Source organism: Saprospira grandis str. Lewin, from assembly GCF_000250635.1.
GTDB classification, from domain to species: Bacteria; Bacteroidota; Bacteroidia; order Chitinophagales; family Saprospiraceae; genus Saprospira; species Saprospira grandis.
Genome location: NC_016940.1, coordinates 25,163 through 51,668, shown reverse-complemented (window position 1 = coordinate 51,668; position 26,506 = coordinate 25,163). Strand labels below are relative to the sequence as shown.

The following is a 26,506-nucleotide window of genomic DNA, read 5'->3' as shown; positions in this document are numbered from 1 at the left end:
TAAAGCTTTAGTTTAGACTCATCAAAATAACTAATTATGAGCAAGAATAAAAAAGGGAAAACCCCCAAGATGCATAAAGATCTTGAGGGCTTCGAAATCCACATCAATGAGTTTGGCGAAATTAAGAGCTCTTTTTCTATTGATCGCCTGAATGACTTTCTCAACGAAAATGTTGATGACAAGAAACTCAGAGAAAGAGAGGGAGAGGAAGAAGACGAACAGTCAGAAGATTAAATACGTAGACGAGCTATGGCCGCTTCTACGGTGCTAGGCTCTATGATTCTCAAAAAGACTTCCATTCTTAGGGCATTTTCATACTCTTGGAGGGCCATTTCTTTTTTGCCCAAACGTTCTGCCGCAAGGCCTTTATAATAGTAGGCATTTGCAAATTGAGGGTCAAACTTTGTGGCATTGTCAAAATGGCGCAGGGCTTTATTAAAAAAGTCTTGCGCTTTTTCTGTTTGTTTGGCCGCCTGATCTCCTTGCTCCAAATACATTAGGGCCAAGTTATAGTTGAGGTTGGGGCTCATGGGCTGCCGCAAAATTCCTTGCTCATAAGCCGCCTCTGCCTCCTCATACTTAGAGCGGAAATGATAATATTGAGCCTTGAGCAAAAGCGCATCCTCATAGGTAGAATCAATCCGCAACACATTATCAATATAGCTGACCGTATAAGGCGCATCTATTTTATCGCCCAAAATGGCCAACTGCATATAGGCATCCAAATAATCGGCATCCTGTTCTACCGTAGCCTGAAAACTTTCTAGGGCCTTGAGCGTATCGCCCATATCTCTAAGCATGCTGCCTCTCAAATAAAGGGCATCGGGCTGGCTGGGCTGTATTTTTTCTAGCTTATCTAAAACAAGCATTCCCTCCTGATACTGCTTGACAATATTCTGCATTTCGGCCAATTTTAGATAAAGGGGAACCGCCTGCGGAAAGCGATCTATGGCTTTTTCTAAAACCTTAATCGCCGAGAGCGAATGCTGATTATCAAAATAGGCATCGGCTAAAACGGCATAATATTCTATCTTAGAAGAGTCTAGAGCCAAGGCTTTTTCAGCATCCAATTCGGCTTCTTTATACAATTCGGCCTCCCAAAATGCACGAGAACGATCGGCATACAGACTAGCATCTTTTGGGCTTTTGGCAATCATCTGGCTCAGTTGGTCAATAGCCGGAATATCGTAGCTTTGCTGTGGCGATTCGTTTACATTTTCAGAACTACAGGCGCCAAATAGCCAGCTAAGTCCAAAGAATAGAAGAAAGGAATAGATGCGCATAATATCTTTTTTTAGATTTTTTTTGTTCTTTTTTGGGGCCTCCCGCCTTCGGCGGGCGCTACGTTTCGCAGCTCGCTGTTCGCTCGGCCCTGCGGCGGCTTTGCCGCCTGGGTCTGGCCTTCGGCCACTGCTGCACATCGCTAGGCCTATTGCGCTAGCGCCCAAGTTTAATAATTTGGGCCAAAATTAGCACTTTTAAATTGTACGGACAATGAACTTCCTTAAAAACTCCTTTTATGAAGCTTATCCCTTTTATTTTCAGTTTTCTTATGAGCTGCTCTGCTCTTTGGGCACAACAGCTAGCTAGCTCGCCCGCTTATAGTATGGGCCGAGACAAAGATTGCTTTGTTTTGGGCCAAATTGATAGCCTTTATTATGTATATCGAGAAGGGCCAGGCAAGGAGCATGGTATTCATAGCTTTCGGATGAACCTAGAAGAGGAATGGGAGACCACAATTAGCTACCCACGTGCAGATTTGCTCTTTATGGAGAGCTTGCAGCAAAAGGACCGCTTTCAGCTCATCTATGCTATGCACTTTGATGGCAATACGGAAATCCGAATGAAGGAGATAGGAGCAGAGGGCCAAGAATTAGCTGATGAGGCCCTTTTGCTCTTTAAGTATTTTGTGCCTTATCGGGATTTGCGTTGGGAGCTCTCTCAAGATAAGTCCGAATTATTGGTCTTTCATAAGGTCAATAACCGAGAAATAGAATGGGGCTGCTATAATTTGGCCGATCGGCAGCTGCGTTGGGAGTATAGCCTTAAAGATTTTGAGATAAAGAACTTTAAGCGTTTGGAGCATATTGTCATTTGTAATTCGGGACAGGCCCTCTTATTATTCGAGTTTCATAATCGCCTGCGGCGAGAGGACCACCATTTTTTGCTCTTCAGTATTTCTGCTCAGGGCGAGCGCAAAAAACATAAAATTGATTTTGCCCAAGCCAAAACAGATGAATACCTAGTAGATTATGATGAGCTCAACCAACAGTTATTGATTGGGGGACTTTATTATCAATCGGGCAATGAGGTAGAAGGCTTATTTTACCTGCGTTATGATATGCAAGAAGAGGCTTTGCTAAAATTTCATCCTTTTCCCGATACCTTAATCCGTAGCCTAACGGGCCAAAAGCGAAAAAACCTGCGGCGAGTAGAATACCTTCGTTTGCAAGAGCTTATTCCCCGCCGAGATGGCGGCATTTTATTGGTGGCCGAGCGCTACCGAAAGTATAATTATAATAATCATAGAACTTCTTATCAGGACCATCTTCCGGCCCAGCAAACCGATTACCTCTATGAGAATATTTTGCTAACTTCTGTGCATCCCTCTGGTAAATTACATTGGCAGGAGGTTTTGTTTAAGCAGCAAAAATCAGAAAATGATGAGGGCCGCTATTCTTCTTTTTTCCTCATGAAAACAGCTCGTCATCTGAGGTTTATTTATAATGATGAAATTCGCTATTTGGGCCGAGTATATGAATATACGGTAGATGCAAGCGGGCAGGCCGAGCGGCAGCGGCTATTTGGAGAAAAGCGTTCGGGGATTTTGCCTGATTTTCAGCGGGCGAAACAGGTTTCGGCAAAAACGACCTTGGCCATCAGTGAGCGAAACAATAAGTTTCGTTTGGTCCGCCTGAGCTACGATTAGGTCCAACTGCGTTTTGCAGGCGGCGAAGCCGCCGCAGGCTTAGCTGCCCGGCGCAGTGCCGCCCTTCGGGCGGCAGACCAAGGCGCTGAAAGCGCCGCAGGGCCGAGCAGACCTGCGAGCTGCAAGGGGAGCGGCCGCCAAAGGCGGCAAGCCCCAAAAAATAAATAAAACACTATTCCTCTGCCCAATTTCGAGTTCTAGAGACGGCTTTTAGCCAGCGGGCATAGCGTTTTTCTCGATCGGTAGCGGGCATATTGGGCTGAAAAGACTGGGCTTGTTTGGCCAAAAAGCCCTGAATATCGCTTTTGGTCCAGACCTTAGCGCCCAAACCGGCCAAATAGGCGGCGCCTGCGGCGGTAGTTTCTTGCAGGCTGGGGCGCAGCAGTTCGGCATTTAGAATATCGGACTGAAACTGCATGAGAAAATCATTGGCCGAGGCGCCGCCATCTACTTTGAGTTGGACCAAAGGCAGCTGGGCATCTTGTTGCATGGCCAAAAGCAGGTCTTTGCTCTGATAGGCCAGGGATTCTAGGGCCGCCCGAACGATATGGGCCTTTGTGCTGCTTCGGCTGAGGCCCAAAATGGCGCCCCGAGCGTACATATCCCAATAAGGAGCGCCCAAACCCGCAAAAGCGGGGACAAAATAAACGCCATTCGTATCCTCTACCTGCTGGGCAAAATAGCTAGAATCCTTGGCAGAATCGAGGATGCGCAGGCTATCTCGCAGCCATTGGATGGCGGCACCGGCCACAAAAACGGCTCCTTCTAGGGCATAAGTTCGCTGGCCGTCAATTTCCCAAGCTACCGTAGTGAGCAAGCCAGAATTTGAGTTTTGGGGTTGATTTCCTGTATTCATCAGCATAAAACAGCCCGTACCATAGGTGTTTTTTACGCTACCCGCCTGCCAGCAGCCTTGACCAAAGAGGGCCGCTTGTTGGTCGCCAGCTATACCCGTAATGGGAATTTCTGCCCCAAAAAGAGCGGGATCTGTATGGCCAAAAAGGCCAGAAGAGGCTGAAATTTTGGGTAAAATATGAGCGGGAATGCCAAAAATATCCAACAATTTGGGGTCCCATTCTCCAGTATGCAAATTATAGAGTAGGGTTCGGCTAGCGTTGCTGGGGTCGGTTTTATGGACCTTTCCGTTGGTTAGTTTCCAGAGCAGCCAGCTATCCACGGTGCCAAAACAGAGCTGTTCTTTTTCGGCTAGGGCTTTGGCTTGGGGAATATGTTCTAGGATCCAGCGTATTTTGGTGGCCGAAAAATAGGCATCGGCTAGCAGGCCTGTGTGTTGGCGCAGATAATCGGCATGGCCAGCTTGTTTGAGTTCTTCGCAATAGCTGGCGGTTCGGCGGTCTTGCCAAACGATGGCTCTATGAACGGGCCGGCCTGTTTTTTTATCCCATAAAATGGTAGTTTCTCTTTGGTTGGTAATGCCAATTGCCTGGATGGCTTGAGGAGAAATTTGCATTTTTTCGATCAGGCGCTGGGCCACTTGCAATTGCGAGCGCCAAATTTCCTCGGCATCATGTTCTACCCAAGCTTCTTGGGGATAATATTGTTGAAATTCTTGTTGTTCGAGGCCGAGCAATTGGCCATTTTTATCAAAAAGCAGGGCTCTAGAGCTGCTCGTTCCTTGGTCTAAGGCGAGAATCATGATGGTGGCGTATTTTGGTCCAAAAAAAGGCCTAAAATATACGCAAAAAAGCCCCTTGAGCGAGCTCGAGGGGCTTTTTTTTAAAATTCTGCCATCAGGGCTTTTCGGCCTTTAAGGGATATACTTGATTTTTTTTGGTAGTACTTGAGGTCCACCTGATCTTGATTGTCTAGGTGAAAGCCTTGGATGTTGTTGCCTAGCTTGTTGAAAATCAGGCGTTTTTTGGTTTTTAAACTTCTTTTGCCAATACAAAGGCCATCAAATTGTTTGAGCTTTTGTTTTTTCTCTTTGGGCCCCTTCCAGATCCAAAAACTGTTTCCTTTTTTATCTTTTTGTTCAATCAGTTGAATTTCCTCTCCATCTTCGGCGGCATAAATGCCTTCAAATTGGGCCGAAAAATTCTGGCAATGGTCGTTCAGGTCGGTACTTTCGCCATCTAGGCTTCTGGCTAGGCGGTTAAAGACATATCGCCAGAGGAAATTTTCTTTTTTTCCTTGTCGGATGACGACTAAATTTCTGTCGGGATTGACATAAATAAATTGGCCCAAATAGCCAGAGGCAAAAAAGTCGCGATCCTGAAAAATGCCCTTTTCTAGGTCTCCATTTCGCCAAAAGCAGTTGCGGTAGCCCCAGTAGGCGCGGCCATCTTCTTGGCGGTTAATAATTTGTTCAATAAAATCTTTGGGGACCAATTGTTGGCCCTGCCAATTGCCTTTGTGCAGCAGTAGCTGGCCAAGGCGGAGCAAATCTCTAGAGCAAAGCGCAAAGCCGCCAAAAGCCCTTTGGTTACCGGCTTCTCGGCTATCTACGGTAAGTAGGGCGGGGCATTCCATGCCCATCGGCTGCCAAAGTTTGTCCGATAGATAATCGCCCACGCTTTGGCCGGTGGCGGTCTCTAAACAGCTCGATAAAATTTGGGTGGCTAGCGATTTATAGGCAAAATGGGTCCCTGGCCGATGCTCTACGGCATCAAAATTCCGAATATATTTATCTTGGTCATTATTATAATAGAGGACCGACAGTTTGCCAAAATCTCGTTCATCCTTAAAATCAATACCCGAAACCATATTGAGCAAATGAAAAATCTTAATGCCTCGGCGTTCGGGATCCGAAAATTCGGGAATAAAGTCAGAAACGGGCTGTTCGGCTGAGATTTTTCCCTCGCCTATGGCAATGCCAACTAATAGGGCCGTAATCGCTTTAGAGATAGAAAAAACGACCTGCGGCTCATATTTTTCATGTCCATTGGCATAATCCTCAAAGAGCAAACTATCATTGCGAAGGACCAAAAAGGCCGTACTATGGCTTTTTTTCATAAACTGCGCCCAATTTTCCTCCCCTTTGCGGTAATCCTTGGGCAGCCAATGGGCCAAAGGGGGCAAAATATTGGGGTTTTGCGCCTCTACAAAGGAGGCAGAAGGAGAAGCCGCCGCAAAAATAGTATCTTTGGGAAACAGCTTGTAGTCGGAAACGGCGGGCATCATGTGCAGCCCAATTCGGCTAAAGGTACAGGCCGATAGGAGGATAAAAATAAAGCTAAAACTGAAGAAAAGGGTAGTGGTTTTTTGCATAAATAGGGGCCTTTTGGCCATGTTTTTTTTGATGAAGAATAAAGTAATTTGGGGCTGCCCCTCGCCTTTGGCTCGGGTCGGGCTGTGTCGCAGCTCGCAGGTCTGCTCGGCCCATCGCTTTTTCGCTTTGCTCAAAAGCTCGGTCTGGCCTTCGGCCACTGCTATCCATCCCTCAGCCAGTCGCTTCGCTCCTCTGGACCACAAAAACCAAGCTTGAACGTTCAGTTAATAAAAACTTTTTACTAAAAAATTGTTTAGTCTATTTTATGCTTTCAATACTGATCCCCAATTACAATTATGAGGTAGGTCCATTATTGCAGGAGCTTTTGCGGCAGATGCAGGCCGAGAATATGGCCTTAGAGTTAATTTGTATGGATGATGGCTCTGCGGAGCCTTATCGGCAGCAGTTGAGGGAGTTGCCGGAGCATCCTTTTTTGCAGAAGGTTTTCCTAGAAAAAAATATTGGGCGGGCGGCCATTCGCAATCGTTTGGCCCAACTGGCTAGCCAGCCTTATTTATTGTATTTGGATGCCGACAGTTGGCCGAGTTCGCCTAGGTTTTTGGCCCAATACCTCGATCATTTGGGGCCTTGGGTGCTGGTTGGGGGGAGAGAATACGCCCCAGTTTGTCCCTCCGCCAAATTTAGTTTGCATTGGAGCTATGGCCGAAGCCGAGAAGTACGGTCTTTGGCAGCGCGTCAAGCGCAGCCTTATGCCTCTTTTATGAGCAATAATTTTGCTTTGCCTCGGGCTTGGGCTTTGGCCCAACCTTTTGAGGAGCAGCTCAAGCAGTATGGGCATGAAGACAGCCTTTGGGGCTGGCAATTGGCCCAAGAAAAAAAAGAGATTCGACAAATAGATAATGCCGTTATTCATTTGGGCCTAGATGAAAATGCGGCCTTTTTGGCCAAATCTAAGCAAGCCGTCGAAAACCTACATTTTTTGTCTACTACAGCTGCTTTTCCTATGTTAGACGATATAAAGCTTTGGCGGGTTTGGAAGAAGGTCCAGTTTTTTGCCCCTTTATTGGCTCATCTACACCGAATTATGCACAAAAGTTGGGAAAAGCAGTTGTTTGCGCCTCAGCCTTCATTAAAACTATTTGATTTTTATCGGCTCTCTTATTTGGCTTTGTATAGACAAACAGCCAAAAATAAAAGGACTTGATTGCTTTTTGGGAGTTTTATCTCAGCCGGTAGCTAGTCCCACAACTTTTTCTTGGAAGCGGATGAAATGTTAAAAGTACTCAATGAGAAAATTATTAAAAATTAGCTTGATCTTGCTCTTACTGAGCTGTTCGAATACTAAGGATAGATACAAGGGGACTGTGGATCGTATTCATATTGTTTGCCATGGACCTATTAAAAGGGACTTTGAAAGTTATAAACAAGAGGATTTTTACATTGACTATTATCTACCAATACCGAAGACTCAAAATGGGGATCTAGAGAACGCTAATGTTATCCTACTGGGAGCAGCTAGGTTGTGTGATACGGATAGGATGCAAATGTATAATCCTACGAATTTAAAAAACGCTATAATAGAAGAGGCTCAATTGTATAGAGTTCGGGGAATTGCTTTATACCTATTTCGTGATGAGCCTGAAGAATATTTTAAGGACAACCTAGCCTTTGCAAAAAGGGGACAAATCATCATTGAAAATGAGCATATTTCTTATGCCTATTCTATTGATTCAAGCACAAGGTTCGTCTTTGTTGAAGAGGGGAAGTGATTTTGCGGAAAGCAACTAGGGACTTTCGCCTCTTTTTTGTGATACAGAATGGAATAAAAGCTAAAATAATAAATCCATAAAACCTAATACATGATTCCTTTAGAATATTTAGAGATAAAAGAAGTTGATAATCAGGAGCTTTTTATTATAAAAAAAACTTTTTTAGCACAAGTGGTAGAGAACGCAGAATTTTATTTAGACGAGTTTAGTCCTCTATTGCGGCGAATTTTTGTGTTTGATTTAACAGAATACGGCAGCATTCTAAACTTAGATTTTGCGTTTGCTAAATTGGGAAATATATGGATGCCATATAATCTAGTTGAGGTCAATGGAAAACTTCAGCGAATTTATCTTGAAAATATCTCATGCTCTCATTGCGGTTGGGAGGGTTTGATAGGAAATCCTTCTGTCCTGGATGCTTATATAGGAGCAAAGAATTATGAAATTCCAAAAAGTGAAAAACCTTGTCCAAGTTGCAAGACAAAATTATCGCGTCATGCTTTTTATATATTTAGGTAAATAGACGTTGATCCGTACTAGTTGCCCCATCTATATTGATTTACATTTGGGGCCTCCCGCCTTCGGCGGGCGCTACGGTTACTTCCTTCGGTCGTTGAAGATGCTCTAAAGGGCTTGTCCTTTTTTAGGCCTAATTCCTAGGTTTTTTTGTAATTGATTGTTTTTAAGTGGGGTATGCGGTGAGTCTAGAGGACAGAGGAATTATATAACTAATAATTTTTTAAAAACTATGGTAAATATTACTGTTGAAGACTTACGAGATGTAGAATTTCACGATGCTGTTTTTTCAAATTTTACGATTGATTTTAGGAATAAATGGATCGAAGTTGGAGTAGAGTCTTGCTGTGATAGACCAAAATTAATCATTCAGTTTTCTAAAGTTAAAAATATTAGTGTAGATGAAATTGAGGAATGGGATGACTGTGAGATTAGTGATGTTGATTTCAAACCTATTCCTTCGACTGAAAGGATAGAAGTGACCATTACTCTTATTATGGTGCCTCGTTGTGCCTGTCCTGAATTAAAATTTTCATTTTCAGACTTAAAAGTTCGGTTTACTCATGGAGTAAAGACATTAGATGAGCTAAATCAAATTTGGAGTGAAGATTAGTCGTTTTTCGCTATAGTTTTTTGTAGCAAGCACTAACTAGTAGAAAAATAGCTTATTGGGATAACTTTTTGGGGCCTCCGCTGCGGCTTCGCCTTGCGGCGCTACGTTTCGGGGCTCGCTGTTCGCTCGGCCCTGCGCGGGCTGCGCCCGCTTGGTCTGGCCTTTGGCCACCCCTGCACATCGCTAGGCCTGTGGCCCTAGGGGCCTGCTATATGGGCCTGTAGGTTGAAACCTACAGCCAATTAACGAATGCATTTTTGTGTTCAATGGAGGGTTAAAACCCTCCATAAATAAACATTTTAGCCCTTCTTTGCTGATGGAGCCTAGTGGAACAGCAAATCCCCTCGAATGAGGGGATGACAATTTTTTCAATAGCCTAGGGCCTTGGCCCTAGGGGTGGCCGAAGGCCAAACGGCCTAGGGATGGATAAGGGGGCGGCGCAGCCGCAGACCAAGCAAAATGAGCGTAGCGAATTTTGCGCAGGGCCGAGCAGACCTGCGAGCCCTGACACAGCCCGGCCGCCGCAGGCGGCAGGCCCCAAAAAAGCAGTTGTTTGGACCTTTGTCTTTATTAAAATTAGTTGATAATGTACGCACCTAAGAAAACTTGTTTTCTGCTTCTTGTTTCGGGGCTCTTTTTTTCTTGTCAGCTTAGAGAGCCCTCAGTTGATGGGGCAAAGGAAAAGTTAATTTTTCTACCTTATAACCTTTTGATGACTGCAGTAGAGGCCGAAAATCATTATGTCTTGAGTACTGCTTTGGAAACCAATGATAGTACTTCTTTGAAGGCCATACTTCAATTAAATGAAGCGGGCGATTTTCAGGAACAAGCACAACTAGAAGTAAAGGGATCTGTGAATGCCTTTGAAGTCATTCAAGGAGAATTCTACTTATTGACAGAAGAGTTGAATGAGGAAGAATCTGGAAAACCTAAGTTTTTAGGGAAACCTGAGTTTTTAGTTAAATATGGAGCTAAGGGGCAACTTCTGTGGCGTAAAACTTTGGGACGGCAATGTCAGGAACGGCCATCTTTTATAAAGAGGTATCAAGATAGTCTTTGTTTTCTGGCGAGTAGTTCGACTAATAGTTATGAAATTCAGTTAGTTAATGCAAAGGGAGAACTACTAAGAACATTTAATATCCCGAAAGAATTGGAAGCTGGCCTTGATTTAGAATCTCGAATAACTGATTTAGCTATAGGGGAGGAGAATAACATTTATTTGGCTGTTAGTGAGCATTATCAAGATAGGACGCTGACTAATAAGTTTAGCCTCTTAAAACTAAACCAAGAGGGGCGCTTGGAATGGAAAAAAGATTACCCTGAGTTAAAATCAAAAGGTTGTATTTATGAGCATTACCTTCATAGAATTAGTTATGCTAATGGTCAAATTGTATCCTATAATCAAAATTTAGGAATCATTACTATTAACCAAAAGGGGCAAATTAAAGAAAATCGATTATTGCAAAAATCGCAGTTGGGATGTTTCCCGCTTGCTCTTAGCGTGCTGAGCGATACCACTTACATTCTAGCTTATCAAAAGGCAGGTGATTTTTACTATAATAGCTTTGGGCCTGATGAAATATCCTTACCGCCTTCAAAGAAAATATCTGGAGAAACTAGAGATGCAAGGGGGAGGCCATTTATATTTCATTTTCCAACTGAAAATAAGTTACTGATCATCTGCCCGTTTAATGCTCATGTACAGGAAGAACCTGCCTATATTATTCGTGAAATAGAGAACTATTAAGAGATGAATCGAGCAAGAGCTATTAGCCTAATGATGTTTTTCTGTATGGTTTCATGTATGTCTCTTCGAGGACCTATAGTTCGAAAAGACTACAAGGTCGTATTTAACCATTCCGAGTATGTTGTGATTGAAATGTTGGATATAGAAGAGGTTTTAGAGAAAAAACTATCTTTGAATTTGAGAGAACTTTATAGAGCAGGGATGTATATATCAATAGCTTATGAAGGAATAAATATAGACTCCTTGACAATAAAAAAACAGGATGGAACATTGATCTCATTTTATAATGAGGTTCACGAGCTAAATAAAAAGTTTAAACCTAATGTTAAGCCTAGTCAGAAAATTAAATTGTTAGACAAAACAATTCATGCACATAAGCTAATGGTTTGGACTGATGGTAAATAGCTTGTTATGGCTGCTCAGCTGTCTTTTTTCTTCGGCGGCTGGGCAGTTTTGGGCCCATGGGCTGAAGCCCATGGTTGTGGGGCTATGCAAAGAGCGGGCTAAAGCCCTTCTTTGCTGGAAAATGGAAAAGGTTCGCTCCAAGAAAAACAACAACCGCCCAACCGCAAAGAAAAATCCCCTCGAATGAGGGGATGACAATTTTTTCAATAGCCTAGGGCCTTGGCCCTAGGGGTGGCCGAAGGCCAAACGGCCTAGGGATGGATAAGGGGGCGGCGAAGCCGCAGACCAAGCAAAATGAGCGTAGCGAATTTTGCGCAGGGCCGAGCAGACCTGCGAGCCCTGACACAGCCCGGCCGCCGCAGGCGGCAGGCCCCCAAAAAAAACCTCCGAAGAGGGTGTATTCAAATGCAAAAGGCCAACTTAGTAGCTATATTCTACCTCTAGTTGGAAGCGGCTGCCATCTGTGCCTTCTATGTTGATAGTGCTTGGTGGATTGGCGACCTTGTAACTAGAAATATCGATAAGGTCAGAGAAGTCCATCCATTCGTCTTCGCCAAAATCATCATAATCAAAGAGGGCAACACTAAAATCTAGGGAGCCATTGAGGTCTATCCGAAGTGGATTGTTGAGGGTGAGCACAATTCCACCGCCAGGAGCAACATCTTCCACATAATTGTTAGCGCCATTATAAATGACATCGCCAATGTAGCCATTGCCATCCGTATAAGCGATATAAAAATACATATCGGCATCGCTAAAGGTGTCCCAATCGCGGTTTTCATTGTAGTTGTAGCTTGGCGTATTGCTAACCGATACTTTGTTGATGAGCATAGCCGTGGGGATGGGCTCTTCTACCTCTTCATTTTCTTTGCTACAAGATTGTAGACCGATAGCAGCAAATAGAAGTCCGAGGAACAAAAAAGTCTGTATTTTTTTCATGATAAAAAGCTTGTGCGCCTAAACGCGGGTTAAATAATTGGACCCAAATAAAGGCAGAAGCGAAGGTTTGTTGGGCAAAGAAAGAGGGGGAAAGGGCAGAACTGTTAAATTTTTCTAAGGCGGTAATTTTTTACCTCAAAGGGAGCCCGCTCGATCTGCTTGGCAGAATTGCAGAAAAACCTTAACTTTGTGTTACCTAAATACGACCATCATGCACAAGAAAAAAGTCCTTTACCTGGCCTTGTCTAATCGGCAAGCCCTAGCCGATTTATTTCCCATTTTGCAAGCTTTGGCCCAAAAAGGAGTGGGCAGTTTGGCGCGGCCAAGAGGGCGGCTGCTGTTTCAGTTGGAGCAATGGAAGAAGCGTTCTACCTTCGTTTTTGACCAACTACATATTTTTTATTCGGCCTTGCCCAGCAGCCAAGAAGAAAGCAGCCAAAAGGCCCTAAGCCGCTTGTTGGGCCTAAAACCAAAAGCAGATATAGCGGAAATTATTAGCCATTACGACGGCCTAAATGAACTGAAAAAAGCCAGCCTAGCCGAGGATTTTATGGCCATTTTAGCGCAGTTGTCTGTAGAAAAACAATGGTTGTTTTGGGCTGGAAAAGAGGCCTGTCTAGGGCCTTACCATAAGGGCCGCTTGTTTTTTCATCCCCTAAATGGCGAGCTTTCTTCTGCCTGTTTGTTGGGCCTAGAAAAACAAATTGAAGCAAATCAATCGGCCGATATTTTCTGTTGGGATAATCCCGCTTTTGGTCCCTGGTACCTCTGCTGCCAATTACTGATCGAACAAGAGCTATTGTCGAGCGCCAACTATTTGTTTCAAGCCCTAGAAGACGAAAAAGGACAGCTGATTTTGGGGCGGGTGCAAGATAAATTACTGCCCAAACTCAGAGAGCAGTTATTGCCTAAATTGCCTAGGGCTGCAGAGATAGACCTTGTTCAGTCCGAATTACAAACCTATCTCAAGCAGGGCTTTTCTATTCTGCTTTTAGGCGAAAGAGGAAGTGGCAAAAATTACCATTTAGAGCAATTGAAAACAATTTTAGGCGATATTCCCCGCCTGCATGCTCTAGAAATAGCCGAAGAGGAGGACCTCTTATCGGCCCAACTCTTTGATGAACAAACTGGCTTTTTTGAAGAGGCCAATGGGGGCGCCCTGATTATTGAGGAGGTGCAAGAGCTCAACACAAAGGCCCAAATTCGCCTCATGCAGGCCATTTCTACCGATCGAAATAATTATTTTCGGGGAGATGGAGAGGGCCGACGCTATCAGTTTCGCCTCATTTTTACCAGCAGCCTGCCCTTAGAGGAGCTGAAAAAGGCCCTTTTGCCCCGCTTTTTTGACCGAATTGCGCAGCTTCGGCTTAACTTAACCGCCTTGAGAAATCAACCGCACAAAATTATTAGCGCCTGGCAATCGGTCTGGAAAAAAATGCGCTTTGCAATGCCTTGCCCCGATGCAGCAGAATTTCTCCTTTGGCTGCAACAACAAGAGCTAAAGGGAAATTACCGAGATCTAGAACAGATCGCCATCGCTTATAAGGCCTTTTTTGATTTTCCCGAAGAGCTGCAAAAACGAAAAGGTCCAGAGGTCCTCGATTGGCTCAAAAAAGAGTTTGACCAGCCGCTATCGGGAACGGCTGATCTGCCACAGCAGGCTATTCTAAATTATTTGCTTCCGCCAGAGGCCTTTTTGAAAACAGAACCTAATTTAGGCACTAAGCTGCTCAACCGCTTTCGCCTACTTTTACTAGAGTGGACCAAAGAGGTAGAATCTCCCCATGATTTTCTGGGAATCAGCCCAAAAACAGCCTATAACTGGAAAAATGCAGCCGATCAAGAGCCGCCTAGTTTTTAAGAAAAGCCTCCCAATAGTCGGTCAAGGGCAAGAGTTGGTTCCACTCTTGCCAAATGGCATCTTTGGGCAAGGCCTGCAGTTGCTGCGCATAAAGCGCTAAAAGGTCCAATTGCCCTTCCTCACTCAAATCGCCCAACTGAAGCAGTAGCTTGAGGTTCTTTTCATAGAAAGGGTAACGGTTGGCCTGCCGACCCAAACCCTTGAGGTCTTGCTCGACTTCTGCCAGTTGCCCTTTGAGCTTGCCCGCCCGAAAACTTTCCCAATAGACAATTAAGTCAATGGTTTTGGCCCGCAAATTAGGGAGTTCTAGCCCCTGGAGTAGCTGCATGCAATGTTGCAATTCTCCAAAATGCCTCCCTTTGTACAAAGGCGATAGGGCCAGGGATAATAGTTGCCCCAAAATGGCCTGCTGCTCCAAACCATAGCGCTTAATTAAGGGCAAACTCCTTTCCTTTAAGAATTGGGCCATCTGCACATCTTCTAGCCGCTCTTGCCAATAAAAAAGAAATAATAAGTGTAGATGCAATAGCCTGGGATACAAGAATTTATGTTTTTTGCAATGGGCCTCGGCTTTCTCAAACTCAAGCCAAAGCGCCTCTTCTCCCTTCAACCCCAAAGAAAAACTAAAGTGATTCATCAACAGTTTTAGGTAGGCCGCCGCCTGCGCCTGTATGAGCTTGGGCCGCTCTTCCATACTGTCCAAAGCAGCCTGACTATGCGCCAAGGCTTCCTCATCTCGCCCCTTGGCCTTGGCCAAAAGCGCCTGAGATTGCCACCAACTTCGCATGGCTTTGCTGCTCGCTGGCTGATAGTCTTTATCCAAAATTTGCTCTTCTACTAAGCGCTGCATTTTTCTGGCCCGACTCTTCGCCTCCAAGGGACTAGATGGCGCATTCATCATCCGACTCAATTCTTCATTGACTAAAGCATACTGACTATAATTGTGCAAAAGAGCAGCCGTTTCCTGTAAGGCCAAAAAAGGCGGCTTCACTTTTCTATAAGCCTGCCCCAAACGCGCTTGTAAGGACCGACACTCTAGCAAAAGCTCATATTCCTCAAATTCTTCTGCCAAATTACTGGCTTTGTCCAACTGACTAATCGCCAAATCATATAGCTGCTTCTGAATCAAAATTTCAGAATTGTCTAATAACACCCGAACCTTAGAACGACCCGTTTTTTCTTCATGATAGGCCCGCAAACTCTTGAGCAACAACTGCTGCAATCGGTTTTTATGCACCTTCAGGTTTTTGGCAAAAGAAGCATCCCGCAAACGCCGCTTGATTTGCTCCTCATCATATTCTTCCTGCTCGTTAATGAGATCAAAAAGATGAGAGGTATGGCTATCTCGGCTGTCTTTCTTAAAATATCGCTTTTCTGCCGAGCTCATCGCCTGAATCATTCGGAATAAATCGCTACTGGGTGTTTTCATATTCGTGGTATCTGCTAAATGTTGTTGTTTTGGGGCTGCCCCGCCCGCTGGGCGGGTCGGGCTGTGTCGGGGCTCGCAGGTCTGCTCGGCCCTGCGCTTTTTCGCTGCGCTCAAAAGCTGGGTCTGCGGCTGCGCCGCCCCCCTTTCCATCCCTCAGCCTGCGGCCCTTCGGGCCTGTAGACCGCAAAAATGGCCGCCAAAGGGCCCAAAATTACAAAAAATTAAAAAAGACTTGAATTTGGGCCCCGCTTTTCCCTTTGAATTTGCAACTTTGGGCCAAAATAAATCGCCAAGCATGACAGATCTATACCCTTTTTTGGGCCAAAGCCCTAACCGCCCCTTCTTTGAGTTATTACTCAAGTACCAAAATCCCCAAGCCGCCGAATGGGCCTGGACCCAAATTAGCCAAAATGATAACTGGCCCGGCGGCTGGATGTTGCGCCTCTGGCTTTGGCAAGGGGGATATAAAACAGAGGAGGAAGTCGGTAGTTTAGACCTAAATAGCCAAACTAATTTTTGGATGGATTTAGTTGAGGCTTGCCGCCTCCTAGACCTTTGGCAATCAGAACTCAAACAAACTAAAGCCGCCCAAGATTTAGCCTACCGCATTTTGCCCCTGCTCAATTTCGCCGCCAATTTTTTGGTCCAAAATAAGGAAAACAAAAAATTAGAGGAAGTAGCAGAACTCAGAGATTGGCTGCTCTATATGGCCTGCTATTTTGAGGACCGCAAAGATAAGGAAGGGGAGCTGAGCATGCGCTATGCCCGCCTTTTGCTCAGTCAGCATTTCTTTAGCCATGCCCCCCAACTTATTGGACCAGATATGATTGGCGTAGCCAAAAACCTGGAAGAATTTGGCCTAAATGATAAAGCCCTGGCTTTTTTTCAGGCCGTAATTAGCGACTTTGAGCCCTTATATGCCGTTTTGGCAAAGCTGCCGAAACGCAGCCTAGAAGAAAAACTACAACTTTGGGCGCTTAAGGAGGCCTTTTTGGGCCAAAACCGCCTAGCGCAAACCGATTTGCCCGCCTATTTTGAGCAGTTTGAAGCCTTGCTCCGAGATTAACAACAAAAAGGGCTGCTTCCTAAAGGAGCAGCCCTTTTTGTTGCGGCCTCGACTTATCGAGCGCTGCCATACATTTTTTCATAGCGCTCTCGGCTATAACCTTTTTCTATGCGAGTTTTGGGGCTAAGAAAACGGAGGTAAAAACGCTTGGCCAAACTGGCAAACTCTAGGGCCTCCTTTTTGCCATCATTGGTGAAGCCACGTTCTGCTTTATTCATCGCAAGCCACATCTCTAGCATCATAAAGGCCTTAGACTCTTCTTTTACATATTTGTTGTTCTTGAGCCCATTGCGCCAAGTTCCATGGCGGTTGGCTAAATAGCTTCTCATCCCTTTAGGAGAATGGTCCGTTGGTTTGGGCGTAAAGGCAAAACTACATTTAGCCTCAAAAAGAGCAAAGGCTTTTTCACAGGCGGCTCTAGCCTGCAAACTGATTTTACTGGCCTCTTTGTCCAAATCATAAATGTTTTCTCCCGCCTTAATGCGAGCTCGCAAGCCAAAGGCAAGCTCTTTATAGGCGGCTGCTTCTGCTTCTGTCATTACATATTCATCATCTGTCATGGGGTTTTCCTCCATCATGTTCATTGTTGTTTCAGTAGATAAATGATTTTCTGCTGCTTGAGGCATACTGCTAAAAGCAAGCAAGGGGAAACTACAAAAAACGATTAGCTTTTTCATATCTATAGTTTATCTTGTGAGAAATTTTAAATCGAGCACATCAATATTTAGACCATAAGTAATATATAAGGATATGCAATATTTTTACCTTTTAGTTTTATTATTTTGCCTTGGCGCTTGCCAGCTAGAGTTGCAAGAAGGCGCTGGCCAAGACTTAGAGCCGCAGGAGCAGACTGCTCAGCCAGATGAGCCCGCCAAAAGAAGTGTACTAAAAAAGGACTTTGATTATGAGGACCTAGAATACAAAGGCCAAGCTTTGCGCATGACCAAACATGGCCGCTGCCGCTCTGCTTGTCGACATATTGATGCCTATGAAATTCAGGAAATTTTGGAAAAGGGCAAAATCAATTATAAAAAAACAAGACCCAATGACCAACCTTGTCCCTCTTTTGCCTATGAAGGCATTAGCCGAGATGGCCAAAAGCTGCGGGTGGTAATTGGCGCTTGTGAGACCGACCCTAGAGTAATTACGGTAATTGATTTGGGCAAAAAATGGTCTTGTAGCTGTAAGTAGGTTCTAAAAGAGGAGCGAAGCGACGACCGGCTGAGGGATGGATAGCAGTGGCCCGCAGGGCCAGACCGAGCTTTTGAGCAAAGCGAAAAAGCGATGGGCCGAGCAGGCCTGCGAGCTGCGACACAGCCCGACCCGACCGAAGGGAGGGGCAGCCCCAAAAGGGGAGCAGTTCGACGACCAACGGGAGTACCCAGCCCGACCCGACCACAATTTTATGAGGGTTTTAACCCTCATTTCTATATTATCGCAAAGCGATACTACCCTTGCGGTGGGTTTTAACCCGCCGAAAAGGCAGCCCCAAAAAAGAAAAAAAACAGAAGATTGGATAGTAGTTTATTAAAATTGGAAGGCGTTTATAAGCAATATGCCGGGCATACGGCCGTAAATGACCTAAGCTTTGAGCTAAGTAGGGGCCAGATTTTTGGCCTTTTAGGGCCGAATGGAGCGGGAAAAAGCTCTTTAATTCGGATGATTTGTGCCATTACTAAGGCCGATAAAGGCCAAATTTTCTTTGATGGCGAGCTAGTTGGACCAAAAACGCAGCGCAAAATTGGCTATATGCCCGAAGAGCGCGGCCTGTATAAAAAAATGCGGGTGAGCGAGCAAATTATGTATTTGGCCCGCCTCAAAGGGCTTTCGAAAAAAGAGGCCAAAAAACGAATGACCGCCTGGCTGCAACGCTTTGATATTGAAGATTGGAAAAAGAAACGGATTGAGGAATTGTCTAAGGGCATGCAGCAAAAAATCCAGTTTATTGTGACCGTGATCCACGAGCCCGAACTCTTGATTTTGGACGAACCCTTTTCGGGCCTCGACCCCCTCAATAGCCAAATTATTCGAGAAGAAATTTACCGCCTTAAAGAGGAGGGCAGCACCATTTTGTTTTCTACCCACCGTATGGAGCAAGTGGAGCAAATCTGCGAACAAATTTTGCTGATCAACAAGGGCGAAAAATTATTTTTGGGCAAGGTAGCCGAGGTGAAAGAGCGCTTTAAGAAAAACGAATTTTTGATCCAAACTCAAGGTCCAGCCGCTAATGATTTTGCGCATGCTTTTGAGCTCTTGGACCAAGGCGAAGACTGGCTGAAAATCCGTTTGCAAGAAGCGCAAACAAGCGCAGAACTTTTTGCGGCTGTAGTGGATGCAGGCCTGCCAATACGGCGTTTTGAAGAGATTTTGCCTAGCTTGCAAGAGATATTTATCGAAATGGTACAGGAATAAAATTATGCGAAAACTTTGGTTAATTATTAGTCGAGAGTATGGCTCTAGAGTACGAAAAAGGAGCTTTATTCTGACCACAATTCTCACGCCCTTAGGCTTTTTATTGCTCTTTAGTATTAGCATTTTTGCTAGTATGTCGGCCGTGAGTAAAGAAAAAACAATTTGGGTATTAGATGAGGCCAATCTGCTCAATCAGGCCGATGGGGCGCTCTCTTCTTCGGGTAGTTTGAACCTGATTTCGGCCCCCAAAACGAGCCTAGATAGCTTGCGTAATTTATTGCTGCAAACAGAAAATGATCCGGTAGATGCCCTTTTGTATATTCCCAAAACGGCGGTCCAAAACCGAGAAAATCTGAGCAATTTATTGAGCATTCAGCTAGAGCTTTATGGCCGAGAGCCGCTCAGCGGTAGCGCCCAATCTATTCTTCGTCAGCGTCTGAGCCGCCGACTCATTAAGGAGCGCAGAAAGCTCTTGGGCATCAATTTGAAGGACCTAGAACGGGCCGAATTGAAGGGCAGCGATCTGCATTTTAATCAGCTCAATATGGCTGGCGAAGAAGAAACCGCAGCCTCGGCTCAGGTCTATTTGGCCAGCTTTTTAGGGGGCGGCATGATGATGCTGATCTATATGGTCATCCTGATTTATGGCAATATGGTCATGCGCTCGGTCATGGAAGAAAAAACCAGCCGAATCGTCGAAATTGTCATCTCTTCGGTTAAGCCTTTTCAATTGATGCTGGGCAAAATTATTGGCGTGGGGGCCGTGGGCCTCACCCAGTTTATCATCTGGGGCCTAAGTATCCCTACGCTGCAGCTCATCCTCAGCTTATTTGTGGCCCTACCTGCGGCCAGTAGCTCGCCTTTGCCCAGCGGCAGCGGCCTAGAAGAAGACCAAATGCTGATGATTATGGACAATCTAGAGGGCTTCAGCCAATTTAATTACAGCTATTTAATGAGCTGCTTTTTGGCCTTTTTCTTACTCGGCTACACCCTTTACGCCTCTATTTTTGCCGCCATTGGTGCCGCTATGGGCGACGATTGGGGAGAGGGGCAATCACTCACCATTATCGTGACTATCCCCGTGGTGGCCGCTATGCTCATTGGCCTACAAGCCATCGAAAACCCCCATGGCAGCTTGGTCGAATATGCCTCTTATGTGCCCTTCTTTGCCCCCGTCATCATGCCCGCCCGCCTCGCTTTTGACCCACCCCTCTGGCAACTGGGCCTCTCCCTCGGCATCCTTTTCCTTTCGGCCATCGCCATGGTCTGGCTATCGGGCCGCATTTACCGCATCGGCATCCTATTATATGGCAAACAACCCTCCGTCAAACAGTTTTTTTACTGGATGTTCAAGTTCTAATGGTTTTGGGGCTGCCCCGCCCTGCGGGCGGGTCGGGCTGTGTCGCAGCTCGCAGGTCTGCTCGGCCCTGCGCCGCCTTTGGCGGCTGGGTCTGGCGCTTCGCGCCACTGCTATCCATCCCTCAGCCTGCGGCCCTTCGGGCCTGTAGGACGCCATAAAAATAAAATAAGGTCCCTTAACCGTTACTTTAGGCAACATTTTTGCTAAGCACTGGCTAATTCATCGGGAGATAGGAAGGCCTATTTACCCAAATTTTTTAAATAAAAAATCAAATTCTCATGAAGCATTGGATTTATCTTTCCGTATTCGCCCTATTTTTGGGCCTCATGCCCCAAGAAGCACAAGCTCAGGGCTTTTTGAAGCGCGCTCGTGAGCGTGCAGAGAAAAAACTTAAGCAGCGTGCAGACAAAGCCGTGGATGAAACAGTAGACAAAAGCTTGGATAATGCCGAAGATGCCGTTACAGGCAAAAAGAAAACAACAAGTAAGTCAGCAACTACTGATAAGACCAAGACCACTCAAAGTAATGACAAAACAGCTAAGACCAGCCGTGCAGCAGCTTCCTCCAAAAGCAAGGCCGCAGCAGATAGCCGCCTTAATGATGCAGATGCTGTTCTTGATGCCTATTTTACTGCTTTAGGCGGAAAGGACAAACTAGAGAAAATCAACAATATGTATATCTCTAGAAGCTCTAGCCTCAAAGCAAATTCAACCTCTAAGAAATTTGTCATTGATGAGGAGCATATCATTTTGCAGGGCCAAAAATACCGCACGCTAACCAGCATGAACGGAAGTGAAATTCCCACTACCTTTGATGGGAAACAATACTTTAGTGATGGAAAAGTCAGTGAATTGACCGCAGCAGAAATCAAAGAAAAGCAGGCTGTAGCTACTTATCCTACAGAATTGGGCCTTATGAATCATGGCTACAAGTTTGTCTTTTCTGGAGCGGCAAGTTTGCGCCAAGGAAAAGCCTATAAGGTCGTAGCCGAAAACAGTGATCAAACAGAGCGCTATGAGTTTTTCTACGATATGGAAACGGGGCTAAAAGTACAGGAAATCCATAATTCTAAATCAACAGTAGAAGAGGGCGTTTCTGGAATTAGCAGCCAGTCACGTACCGTGAGCCGCCAAGAAACAACAGTTTATAGCGACTATAAAGAAGTGAATGGTATTCAAGTTTCTTACAAGCAAGAAAAAGAGCTCAAAGGTTACCCTATTGAGTGTACCGTAAAAGACGTGAAATTTGATATTGATCTTCCTGCCGAAACTTTCGAGATTGAGAAGTAATATTTGGGAATAGAAAGGATTTTAACTGCAGCATAGGCTTTAGCTTATACTGCGGTTTTTTTGTACTAATTGGTTAAGCTTTTTGGAGCTGGGCCGCTTTTACCATTACTGGGCGAAGCCCTGGCCCGAAGGGCCAATGGCCCAGCGCTGCGCAGCCGTGGCCGTAGGCCAGACCCAGCGGGCGAAGCCCGCGCAGGGCCGAGCAGACCTGCGAGCTGCGAAGCCTAGCGGCGGCCGCCCAAAAAATAAGGGCGGCCGCGGGCCCCAAAAAAATAGTCAATAAAGCGAATTCAGAAACTTTGGAAATCAGAACAAGCTGCTTATATTAGGCGCCTAAAATTAAATCTCATCAACATTATGTGGTTAGACATTGTCCAAATTACTTTGCCAGCACTACTGCTATTTTTGAGCACCTTAGTGCTTGTCAATAAGTTTTTGAAAAACCAGAGAGAGGCTATGCAGAGCTTTTTGCTCAAAGAGGCAGAGTTTAGAAAAATGGAGGGCGAGCGCCGCAAAATCGAGCTACAAAAAGCCAATAAAGAAACAACTTTGCCCCTGCGTTTGCATGCCTATGAGCGTTTGTCGCTCTATTGTAACCGTTTGGATATTGTTGACCTTTTGCAGCGTTTTGACCCCGATGAATTATCGGCTAAAAGTTATAGTGCACAACTACAAATTGCTCTAGAAGAGGAGTTTTCGCATAATGTGACTCAGCAAATGTATATGTCTGAGGAGCTTTGGCAGATCATTTTATTGGCCAAAAAAGAAGCAAAAGTGATTTTGCAAAGGGTCCAACAGCAACTAGATGCGGTAGCAGAAGGGAAGCAATTGCCTGCGCAAAAGTATGTAGAAGTTTTGTTGGTCTACCTAGAAGAAAGTCCGCAAGAAGGGCATACTCAGGCGCTTGCCGCCATCAAAAAAGAGGTCGCACTTTTGTTCTAAGCGCCTCTTTATTCGGTCTTTTTTGGGCCAAAAACAACAGCTAATCAACAACCTATGTCTAAGCGTCTTATTGAGTGCGTGCCCAATTTTAGTGAGGGCCGCCGACCAGAAGTTATTGCCGAAATTACAGCCGCTATTGCTGCTGTAGAAGGGGTGAAATTGCTTAATGTAGACCCAGGAAAGGCCACCAACCGCACGGTGGTTACTTTTGTGGGAGAGCCAGAAGCCGTGATTGAAGGGGCTTTTCAGGGCATTAAGAAAGCCAGTGAACTCATTGATATGAGCAAACATAAGGGCGAGCATCCTCGTATGGGCGCCACCGATGTTTGTCCTCTCATTCCCATTTCGGGCGTTTCTGTAGAGGAAGCGGTGGCTTATAGCCAAAAATTGGGAGAAAGAGTGGGGCAGGAGCTAAATATTCCTGTCTTTTTGTATGAGCATTCAGCGACTCAGGCTAAATGGAAGAATTTGGCCAATATTCGCTCTGGAGAATATGAAGCCATGGCCGATAAATTGGCTACGCCAGAGTTTACTCCTGATTATGGCCCCAAAGCTTTGCATAAAGAAGCGGGGGTGATGGCTATTGGTGCTCGTGATTTCTTGATTGCCTATAATATTAACCTTAATACGACCTCTGTCCGTCGGGCCAATTCTGTAGCCTTTGATATTCGAGAAGCTGGCCGCGTTAAGCGAGAGGGGAACCCCATTACGGGCAAAAAAGTATTGGATGAAAATGGGCAGCCGGTCCGCATTGCAGGCGCTTGTAAGGGCGTAAAGGGAATCGGTTGGTTTATTGAAGAATATGGGGTGGCTCAGGTGTCGATGAACATCACGAACATTGAGCAAAGTCCTTTGCATATTGTTTTTGAGGAAAGCTGTAAGTCGGCAACTAAAAGAGGTATGCGGGTAACGGGCTCAGAGCTAGTGGGCTTGGTGCCGCTTAAGGTGATGCTAGATGCTGGCCGCTATTTTCTGCGCCAACAGCAACGTTCTGTCGGAATTTCAGAACAAGAATTGATCAAGATTGCGGTCAAAACCATGGGCCTAGACGAGCTTTCTCCCTTTGATCCCAATGAGCGCATTATCGAATATCAGCTCAAGGATGCCAGTCAGCAGCCTTTGATTCAGATGAGCTTATCTGATTTTGCCGCAGAAACCTCTTCAGAGAGTCCAGCCCCAGGTGGTGGCTCTATTTCGGCCTATGTAGGGGCTTTGGGCGCTGCTTTAGGCGGTATGGTAGCCAATTTGTCGAGCCACAAAAGAGGTTGGGACGACCGCTGGGAGTACTTTAGCGATTGGGCCGAAAGAGCGCAGATTCTAGAGCGAGAATTGGTTGATTTGGTGGATAAAGATACCGATGCCTTTAATGGAATTATGGCGGCTTTCCGTTTGCCCAAAGGCAGCGAGGCCGAAAAAGCAGCTCGCAAAGAGGCCATTGCCGAAGCTACTCGCCAAGCGATTTTAGTGCCTTTCCAGGTCATGAAAGCTTGTATGGCTAGTTTGCCGCTTTTGGAGGAAATGGCCAAGGAGGGTAACCCCAATTCTATTAGTGATGTTGGCGTGGGTATGCTTTGCGCTAGAGCTGCGCTTCGTGGCGCTTACCTCAATGTGAAGATTAACAGCAAAGGGATGGAAAACGATAGCATTGTTAGCGATTGCTTACAAGAAGGAGCTGCTATGCTCGATAAAATGCAAGCTGCCGAAACAGCAGTTTTGGCTATTGTAGAAACTAAACTTTAGTTCGCTCCTGACTAAAAGAAGAAAAGCCTGTAGCATTTTGCTACAGGCTTTTTTTGTCCCTCTAACTTAGGTTTAAAGCTCTTCCAAAATGAATTTAGTCATTTTGTTATAGAGGTGTAGGCGGGTATAGCCGCCATAAATTCCATGGTTTTTATTGGGGTAAAACTGCTGATCAAAGGGAATATTATTATTGATGAGCTCCGAAGACATTTCGGCAGCATGTTGAAAATGCACATTATCATCGGCAAAGCCGTGCACCAATAAATAGGCTCCTTCTATGCGCTCCACAAAGTTGATGGGAGAGTTTTGCTCATAGCCCTCATTGTTTTCTTTAGGGGTGCGCATATAGCGCTCTGTATAAATGCTATCGTACCATTTCCAGTTGGTCACGGGGGCCACAGCAATGGCCATTTTAAAGACCTTATTACCCTTGGCCAAGCATAAAGAAGAGAGATAACCGCCAAAGCTCCAACCAAAGATGCCAATGCGGCTGCCATCTACATAATCTAAACCGGCCAAATAGTTGGCGGCGGCAATTTGGTCCATGGCCTCGTATTTACCCAATTGCATATAGGTCGCTTTTCTAAAGGCTTCTCCTCTGGGCTCGGTGCCTCGGCCATCTACAGAAACTACAATATAGCCTTTCTGGGCTAGTAGCTGAAACCACATATTGTTGCCATCTTTCCAAGCATTACCCGCTGTGGGGGCCGAGGGGCCGCCATAGACATACATAAAGACGGGATATTTCTTTTTAGGATCAAAGTTGGGAGGCAAAATGCGCCAGCCATTCAATTTAGTCCCTTCGGGATTCTTAAAAGAGAAATACTCAATTTTGCCCAAATTGTAGTTTTTCAAACGCTGCTTCAAAGGGGCATTATCCTCAATCACACGCAATTTTTTATTGCCTTTGGTCTGATAAACCGTAAAGCTAGGCGGCGTATTGATGTCCGAATGCTTATTGATGTAAAAAGCAAAGGTGGGGCTAAATTCTGCACTATTTGTCCCTGCGGCCTTGCTGAGCTTTTTCATCTTTTTGCCCTTCAAGCTAACCCAATAAACCTCTCTTTCGGTCGATTTTTGGGCCGCAGCCTGAAAATAAAGGCGCTCATTTTTCTCATCTACCCCATAAAAGTCGGTAACATCCCATTCGCCTTTGGTCAGTTGGCGAATCAGCTTGCCCGCCTTATCATAAAGGTAAAAATGGCGGTAGCCATCGGTTTCATCCGACCAAACAAAGCGGCCATCTTTCAAAAAGACCAAATGGTCCTCAATATCAATAAAATATTTATTCTCTTTGCTCATCAACAACTTGGGGGCGCTGGCATCATCGGCCAATAAAAATAGGTCCAATTGGTTCTGATGACGGTTCATCCGATAGATGCAAAGCTCGTTGTTGGGGGTCCAAAGCAAACGCGGAATATACTGATCCGTCTCAGTCCCTACTTCCAATTGACGCAGCTTTTTGCTCTCCAAATCATAGAGATGTACCGTGACAATCGCATTTTTCTCTCCCGCTTTAGGGTACTTAAAGCTAACGGGATTAGGGTAGAGGTTCCCCAAATAATAGGTCATCCCAAATTCCTTTACCGCCGATTCATCAAAGCGCAAAAAGGCAATTTTACGACCATCAGGCGACCAAAAAAAGGCCTTGTCAATGGCAAATTCTTCTTCATATACCCAATCTGTGGCCCCATTGATGATTTTATTTTGTTCACCGTCTTCCGTAATTTGTAGCTCTTTTCCCGTCTTCAAGTCCTTGTAAAAGAGGTTGTTGTCCCGAACAAAAGCCACTTTGTCTGCCTGCGGATTAAAGCTAGCATAACGCTGCTTGCCTGCCTCCGAAACTGCCTCCAATTTCTGGCTCTTGCGGTCATAAACAAAGTAGTTGGCCTTATAAGAGTAGCGATAAATTTTTGCGGGCTCCGTCTCCAACAAGATTTTTTCTTCTTTGGGCCCAAAACTATAGCCCGAAATGTCAAAGCCGTTTTCTGCCGTAAAAAGGACCTGGCTTTCTTGGCCCGTTTTCAAATCAAACTCCCGAATCTTTTTGTCGTCTAACTGGCTGTAATGCTGCCCGTCTTGCATAAAGTTAAAGCCCTGAGCCGATTGCGAAAAGAACTGGTAATTTCGCCAAATCTCCTCTAGCTGAATCTCCTTTTCTTGGGCCCAAACCAAATTGGGCGCCGCCACTAGCAATAAGAATGCTAGCCCAACATAATGTTTTATCATTTTTTCTAAATTGATGAATGAAAATACAGTTTGATAATCAGTTCTTTAGGCCTGATAAGCTGCTGTATTC

Annotated in this window: 23 protein-coding genes; 16 read left to right on the top strand and 7 right to left on the bottom strand. The window is 45.3% G+C overall.

What is annotated here, in order from left to right; translation table 11 throughout:
- Positions 1–36: 36 nt before the first annotated feature.
- On the top strand, positions 37–234 hold the full coding sequence (locus SGRA_RS00280) for a hypothetical protein (RefSeq protein ID WP_014373057.1): 198 nt from the start codon (positions 37–39) through the stop codon (positions 232–234).
- On the opposite strand, the gene SGRA_RS00275 is transcribed toward SGRA_RS00280, so the two are convergent.
- Positions 231–1,283 carry a tetratricopeptide repeat protein gene (locus tag SGRA_RS00275; RefSeq protein WP_041329793.1) on the bottom strand — a complete coding sequence of 351 codons (1,053 nt, stop codon included), beginning with the start codon at positions 1,281–1,283 and terminating at the stop codon, positions 231–233. The two genes, SGRA_RS00280 and SGRA_RS00275, sit on opposite strands and share 4 nt — an antisense overlap.
- Before the next feature lie 236 nt (positions 1,284–1,519).
- Between SGRA_RS00275 and SGRA_RS00270 the strand changes: the two genes are divergently transcribed.
- Positions 1,520–2,929 carry a hypothetical protein gene (locus SGRA_RS00270; protein WP_014373055.1) on the top strand — a complete coding sequence of 470 codons (1,410 nt, stop codon included), beginning with the start codon at positions 1,520–1,522 and terminating at the stop codon, positions 2,927–2,929.
- A gap of 172 nt (positions 2,930–3,101) precedes the next feature.
- On the opposite strand, the gene glpK is transcribed toward SGRA_RS00270, so the two are convergent.
- Together glpK and SGRA_RS00260 are read right to left on the bottom strand one after the other, a co-directional pair.
- Positions 3,102–4,586, bottom strand: a complete 1,485-nt coding sequence (glpK, locus tag SGRA_RS00265; protein WP_014373054.1) for a glycerol kinase GlpK — start codon at positions 4,584–4,586, stop codon at positions 3,102–3,104.
- A gap of 80 nt (positions 4,587–4,666) precedes the next feature.
- A complete protein-coding gene (locus tag SGRA_RS00260; protein ID WP_148268229.1) occupies positions 4,667–6,157 on the bottom strand; it encodes a serine hydrolase domain-containing protein in 1,491 nt (496 codons plus the stop codon).
- A 266-nt stretch (positions 6,158–6,423) separates the two neighbouring features.
- Here SGRA_RS00260 and SGRA_RS00250 point away from each other — a divergent pair, with 266 nt between their 5' ends.
- The 6 genes from SGRA_RS00250 to SGRA_RS00225 all read left to right on the top strand — a co-directional run bounded on the left by SGRA_RS00250 (position 6,424) and on the right by SGRA_RS00225 (position 11,169).
- A complete protein-coding gene (locus tag SGRA_RS00250) occupies positions 6,424–7,323 on the top strand; it encodes a glycosyltransferase family 2 protein (protein ID WP_014373051.1) in 900 nt (299 codons plus the stop codon).
- Positions 7,324–7,405: 82 nt separating this feature from the next.
- A complete protein-coding gene (locus tag SGRA_RS00245) occupies positions 7,406–7,888 on the top strand; it encodes a hypothetical protein (RefSeq protein WP_014373050.1) in 483 nt (160 codons plus the stop codon).
- 90 nt (positions 7,889–7,978) lie between these two features.
- The gene (locus SGRA_RS00240; RefSeq protein WP_014373049.1) at positions 7,979–8,407 is read left to right on the top strand and encodes a hypothetical protein; all 429 of its coding nucleotides are present in this window, start codon (positions 7,979–7,981) and stop codon (positions 8,405–8,407) included.
- A gap of 229 nt (positions 8,408–8,636) precedes the next feature.
- Positions 8,637–9,017: a hypothetical protein gene (locus SGRA_RS00235; RefSeq protein WP_014373048.1), complete on the top strand. Its 381-nt coding sequence runs from the start codon at positions 8,637–8,639 to the stop codon at positions 9,015–9,017.
- A gap of 586 nt (positions 9,018–9,603) precedes the next feature.
- On the top strand, positions 9,604–10,764 hold the full coding sequence (locus tag SGRA_RS00230) for a hypothetical protein (RefSeq protein ID WP_014373045.1): 1,161 nt from the start codon (positions 9,604–9,606) through the stop codon (positions 10,762–10,764).
- A gap of 3 nt (positions 10,765–10,767) precedes the next feature.
- On the top strand, positions 10,768–11,169 hold the full coding sequence (locus tag SGRA_RS00225) for a hypothetical protein (RefSeq protein ID WP_014373044.1): 402 nt from the start codon (positions 10,768–10,770) through the stop codon (positions 11,167–11,169).
- Positions 11,170–11,589: 420 nt separating this feature from the next.
- Here the strand turns inward: SGRA_RS00225 and SGRA_RS00215 are convergent, their stop codons facing one another.
- Positions 11,590–12,108 (bottom strand): hypothetical protein, encoded by a 519-nt coding sequence (locus tag SGRA_RS00215; protein ID WP_245538601.1) that lies wholly within the window; start codon positions 12,106–12,108, stop codon positions 11,590–11,592.
- Between the two features lie 187 nt (positions 12,109–12,295).
- On the opposite strand from SGRA_RS00215, the gene SGRA_RS00210 reads away from it, so the two are divergent.
- Complete coding sequence (locus SGRA_RS00210; protein ID WP_245538600.1) at positions 12,296–13,969, top strand: sigma 54-interacting transcriptional regulator; 1,674 nt, start codon at positions 12,296–12,298, stop codon at positions 13,967–13,969.
- Here the strand turns inward: SGRA_RS00210 and SGRA_RS00205 are convergent.
- Positions 13,959–15,398: a hypothetical protein gene (locus SGRA_RS00205; protein WP_014373039.1), complete on the bottom strand. Its 1,440-nt coding sequence runs from the start codon at positions 15,396–15,398 to the stop codon at positions 13,959–13,961. The two genes, SGRA_RS00210 and SGRA_RS00205, sit on opposite strands and share 11 nt — an antisense overlap.
- A gap of 295 nt (positions 15,399–15,693) precedes the next feature.
- Here SGRA_RS00205 and SGRA_RS00200 point away from each other — a divergent pair, with 295 nt between their 5' ends.
- A complete protein-coding gene (locus SGRA_RS00200) occupies positions 15,694–16,464 on the top strand; it encodes a hypothetical protein (protein ID WP_014373037.1) in 771 nt (256 codons plus the stop codon).
- 53 nt (positions 16,465–16,517) lie between these two features.
- Here SGRA_RS00200 and SGRA_RS00195 read toward each other — a convergent pair whose 3' ends face one another.
- The gene (locus SGRA_RS00195) at positions 16,518–17,141 is read right to left on the bottom strand and encodes a hypothetical protein (protein ID WP_014373036.1); all 624 of its coding nucleotides are present in this window, start codon (positions 17,139–17,141) and stop codon (positions 16,518–16,520) included.
- A gap of 73 nt (positions 17,142–17,214) precedes the next feature.
- Between SGRA_RS00195 and SGRA_RS00190 the strand changes: the two genes are divergently transcribed.
- The 6 genes from SGRA_RS00190 (at position 17,215) to ftcD (ending at position 24,207) form a co-directional block, all read left to right on the top strand.
- Positions 17,215–17,655, top strand: a complete 441-nt coding sequence (locus SGRA_RS00190; protein WP_014373035.1) for a DUF4258 domain-containing protein — start codon at positions 17,215–17,217, stop codon at positions 17,653–17,655.
- Between the two features lie 321 nt (positions 17,656–17,976).
- Complete coding sequence (locus tag SGRA_RS00180) at positions 17,977–18,876, top strand: ABC transporter ATP-binding protein (protein WP_014373033.1); 900 nt, start codon at positions 17,977–17,979, stop codon at positions 18,874–18,876.
- 4 nt (positions 18,877–18,880) lie between these two features.
- Entirely contained in the window at positions 18,881–20,236 is a 1,356-nt protein-coding gene (locus tag SGRA_RS00175; protein ID WP_014373032.1) for an ABC transporter permease, read from the top strand.
- Between the two features lie 278 nt (positions 20,237–20,514).
- Positions 20,515–21,525, top strand: a complete 1,011-nt coding sequence (locus tag SGRA_RS00170) for a hypothetical protein (protein ID WP_014373031.1) — start codon at positions 20,515–20,517, stop codon at positions 21,523–21,525.
- Between the two features lie 357 nt (positions 21,526–21,882).
- The gene (locus SGRA_RS00160; protein WP_014373029.1) at positions 21,883–22,467 is read left to right on the top strand and encodes a DUF7935 family protein; all 585 of its coding nucleotides are present in this window, start codon (positions 21,883–21,885) and stop codon (positions 22,465–22,467) included.
- A 54-nt stretch (positions 22,468–22,521) separates the two neighbouring features.
- Entirely contained in the window at positions 22,522–24,207 is a 1,686-nt protein-coding gene (gene ftcD / locus SGRA_RS00155; RefSeq protein ID WP_014373028.1) for a glutamate formimidoyltransferase, read from the top strand.
- A 72-nt stretch (positions 24,208–24,279) separates the two neighbouring features.
- On the opposite strand, the gene SGRA_RS00150 is transcribed toward ftcD, so the two are convergent.
- The gene (locus SGRA_RS00150; protein ID WP_014373027.1) at positions 24,280–26,436 is read right to left on the bottom strand and encodes a S9 family peptidase; all 2,157 of its coding nucleotides are present in this window, start codon (positions 26,434–26,436) and stop codon (positions 24,280–24,282) included.
- Positions 26,437–26,506: the final 70 nt, after the last annotated feature.

Excerpts from the sequence above, each read along its gene's own strand:
- SGRA_RS00215 (WP_245538601.1), bottom strand. The coding sequence starts at position 12,108 with ATGAAAAAAATACAGACTTTTTTGTTCCTCGGACTTCTATTTGCTGCT.
- SGRA_RS00280 (WP_014373057.1), top strand. The coding sequence starts at position 37 with ATGAGCAAGAATAAAAAAGGGAAAACCCCCAAGATGCATAAAGATCTT.
- SGRA_RS00200 (WP_014373037.1), top strand. The coding sequence starts at position 15,694 with ATGACAGATCTATACCCTTTTTTGGGCCAAAGCCCTAACCGCCCCTTC.
- SGRA_RS00160 (WP_014373029.1), top strand. The coding sequence starts at position 21,883 with ATGTGGTTAGACATTGTCCAAATTACTTTGCCAGCACTACTGCTATTT.
- SGRA_RS00245 (WP_014373050.1), top strand. The coding sequence starts at position 7,406 with ATGAGAAAATTATTAAAAATTAGCTTGATCTTGCTCTTACTGAGCTGT.
- SGRA_RS00240 (WP_014373049.1), top strand. The coding sequence starts at position 7,979 with ATGATTCCTTTAGAATATTTAGAGATAAAAGAAGTTGATAATCAGGAG.
- SGRA_RS00175 (WP_014373032.1), top strand. The coding sequence starts at position 18,881 with ATGCGAAAACTTTGGTTAATTATTAGTCGAGAGTATGGCTCTAGAGTA.
- SGRA_RS00170 (WP_014373031.1), top strand. The coding sequence starts at position 20,515 with ATGAAGCATTGGATTTATCTTTCCGTATTCGCCCTATTTTTGGGCCTC.
- SGRA_RS00190 (WP_014373035.1), top strand. The coding sequence starts at position 17,215 with ATGCAATATTTTTACCTTTTAGTTTTATTATTTTGCCTTGGCGCTTGC.
- SGRA_RS00225 (WP_014373044.1), top strand. The coding sequence starts at position 10,768 with ATGAATCGAGCAAGAGCTATTAGCCTAATGATGTTTTTCTGTATGGTT.
- SGRA_RS00150 (WP_014373027.1), bottom strand. The coding sequence starts at position 26,436 with ATGATAAAACATTATGTTGGGCTAGCATTCTTATTGCTAGTGGCGGCG.
- glpK (WP_014373054.1), bottom strand. The coding sequence starts at position 4,586 with ATGATTCTCGCCTTAGACCAAGGAACGAGCAGCTCTAGAGCCCTGCTT.
- SGRA_RS00270 (WP_014373055.1), top strand. The coding sequence starts at position 1,520 with ATGAAGCTTATCCCTTTTATTTTCAGTTTTCTTATGAGCTGCTCTGCT.
- SGRA_RS00230 (WP_014373045.1), top strand. The coding sequence starts at position 9,604 with ATGTACGCACCTAAGAAAACTTGTTTTCTGCTTCTTGTTTCGGGGCTC.
- SGRA_RS00195 (WP_014373036.1), bottom strand. The coding sequence starts at position 17,141 with ATGAAAAAGCTAATCGTTTTTTGTAGTTTCCCCTTGCTTGCTTTTAGC.
- SGRA_RS00250 (WP_014373051.1), top strand. The coding sequence starts at position 6,424 with ATGCTTTCAATACTGATCCCCAATTACAATTATGAGGTAGGTCCATTA.
- ftcD (WP_014373028.1), top strand. The coding sequence starts at position 22,522 with ATGTCTAAGCGTCTTATTGAGTGCGTGCCCAATTTTAGTGAGGGCCGC.
- SGRA_RS00235 (WP_014373048.1), top strand. The coding sequence starts at position 8,637 with ATGGTAAATATTACTGTTGAAGACTTACGAGATGTAGAATTTCACGAT.
- SGRA_RS00275 (WP_041329793.1), bottom strand. The coding sequence starts at position 1,283 with ATGCGCATCTATTCCTTTCTTCTATTCTTTGGACTTAGCTGGCTATTT.
- SGRA_RS00205 (WP_014373039.1), bottom strand. The coding sequence starts at position 15,398 with ATGAAAACACCCAGTAGCGATTTATTCCGAATGATTCAGGCGATGAGC.
- SGRA_RS00260 (WP_148268229.1), bottom strand. The coding sequence starts at position 6,157 with ATGCAAAAAACCACTACCCTTTTCTTCAGTTTTAGCTTTATTTTTATC.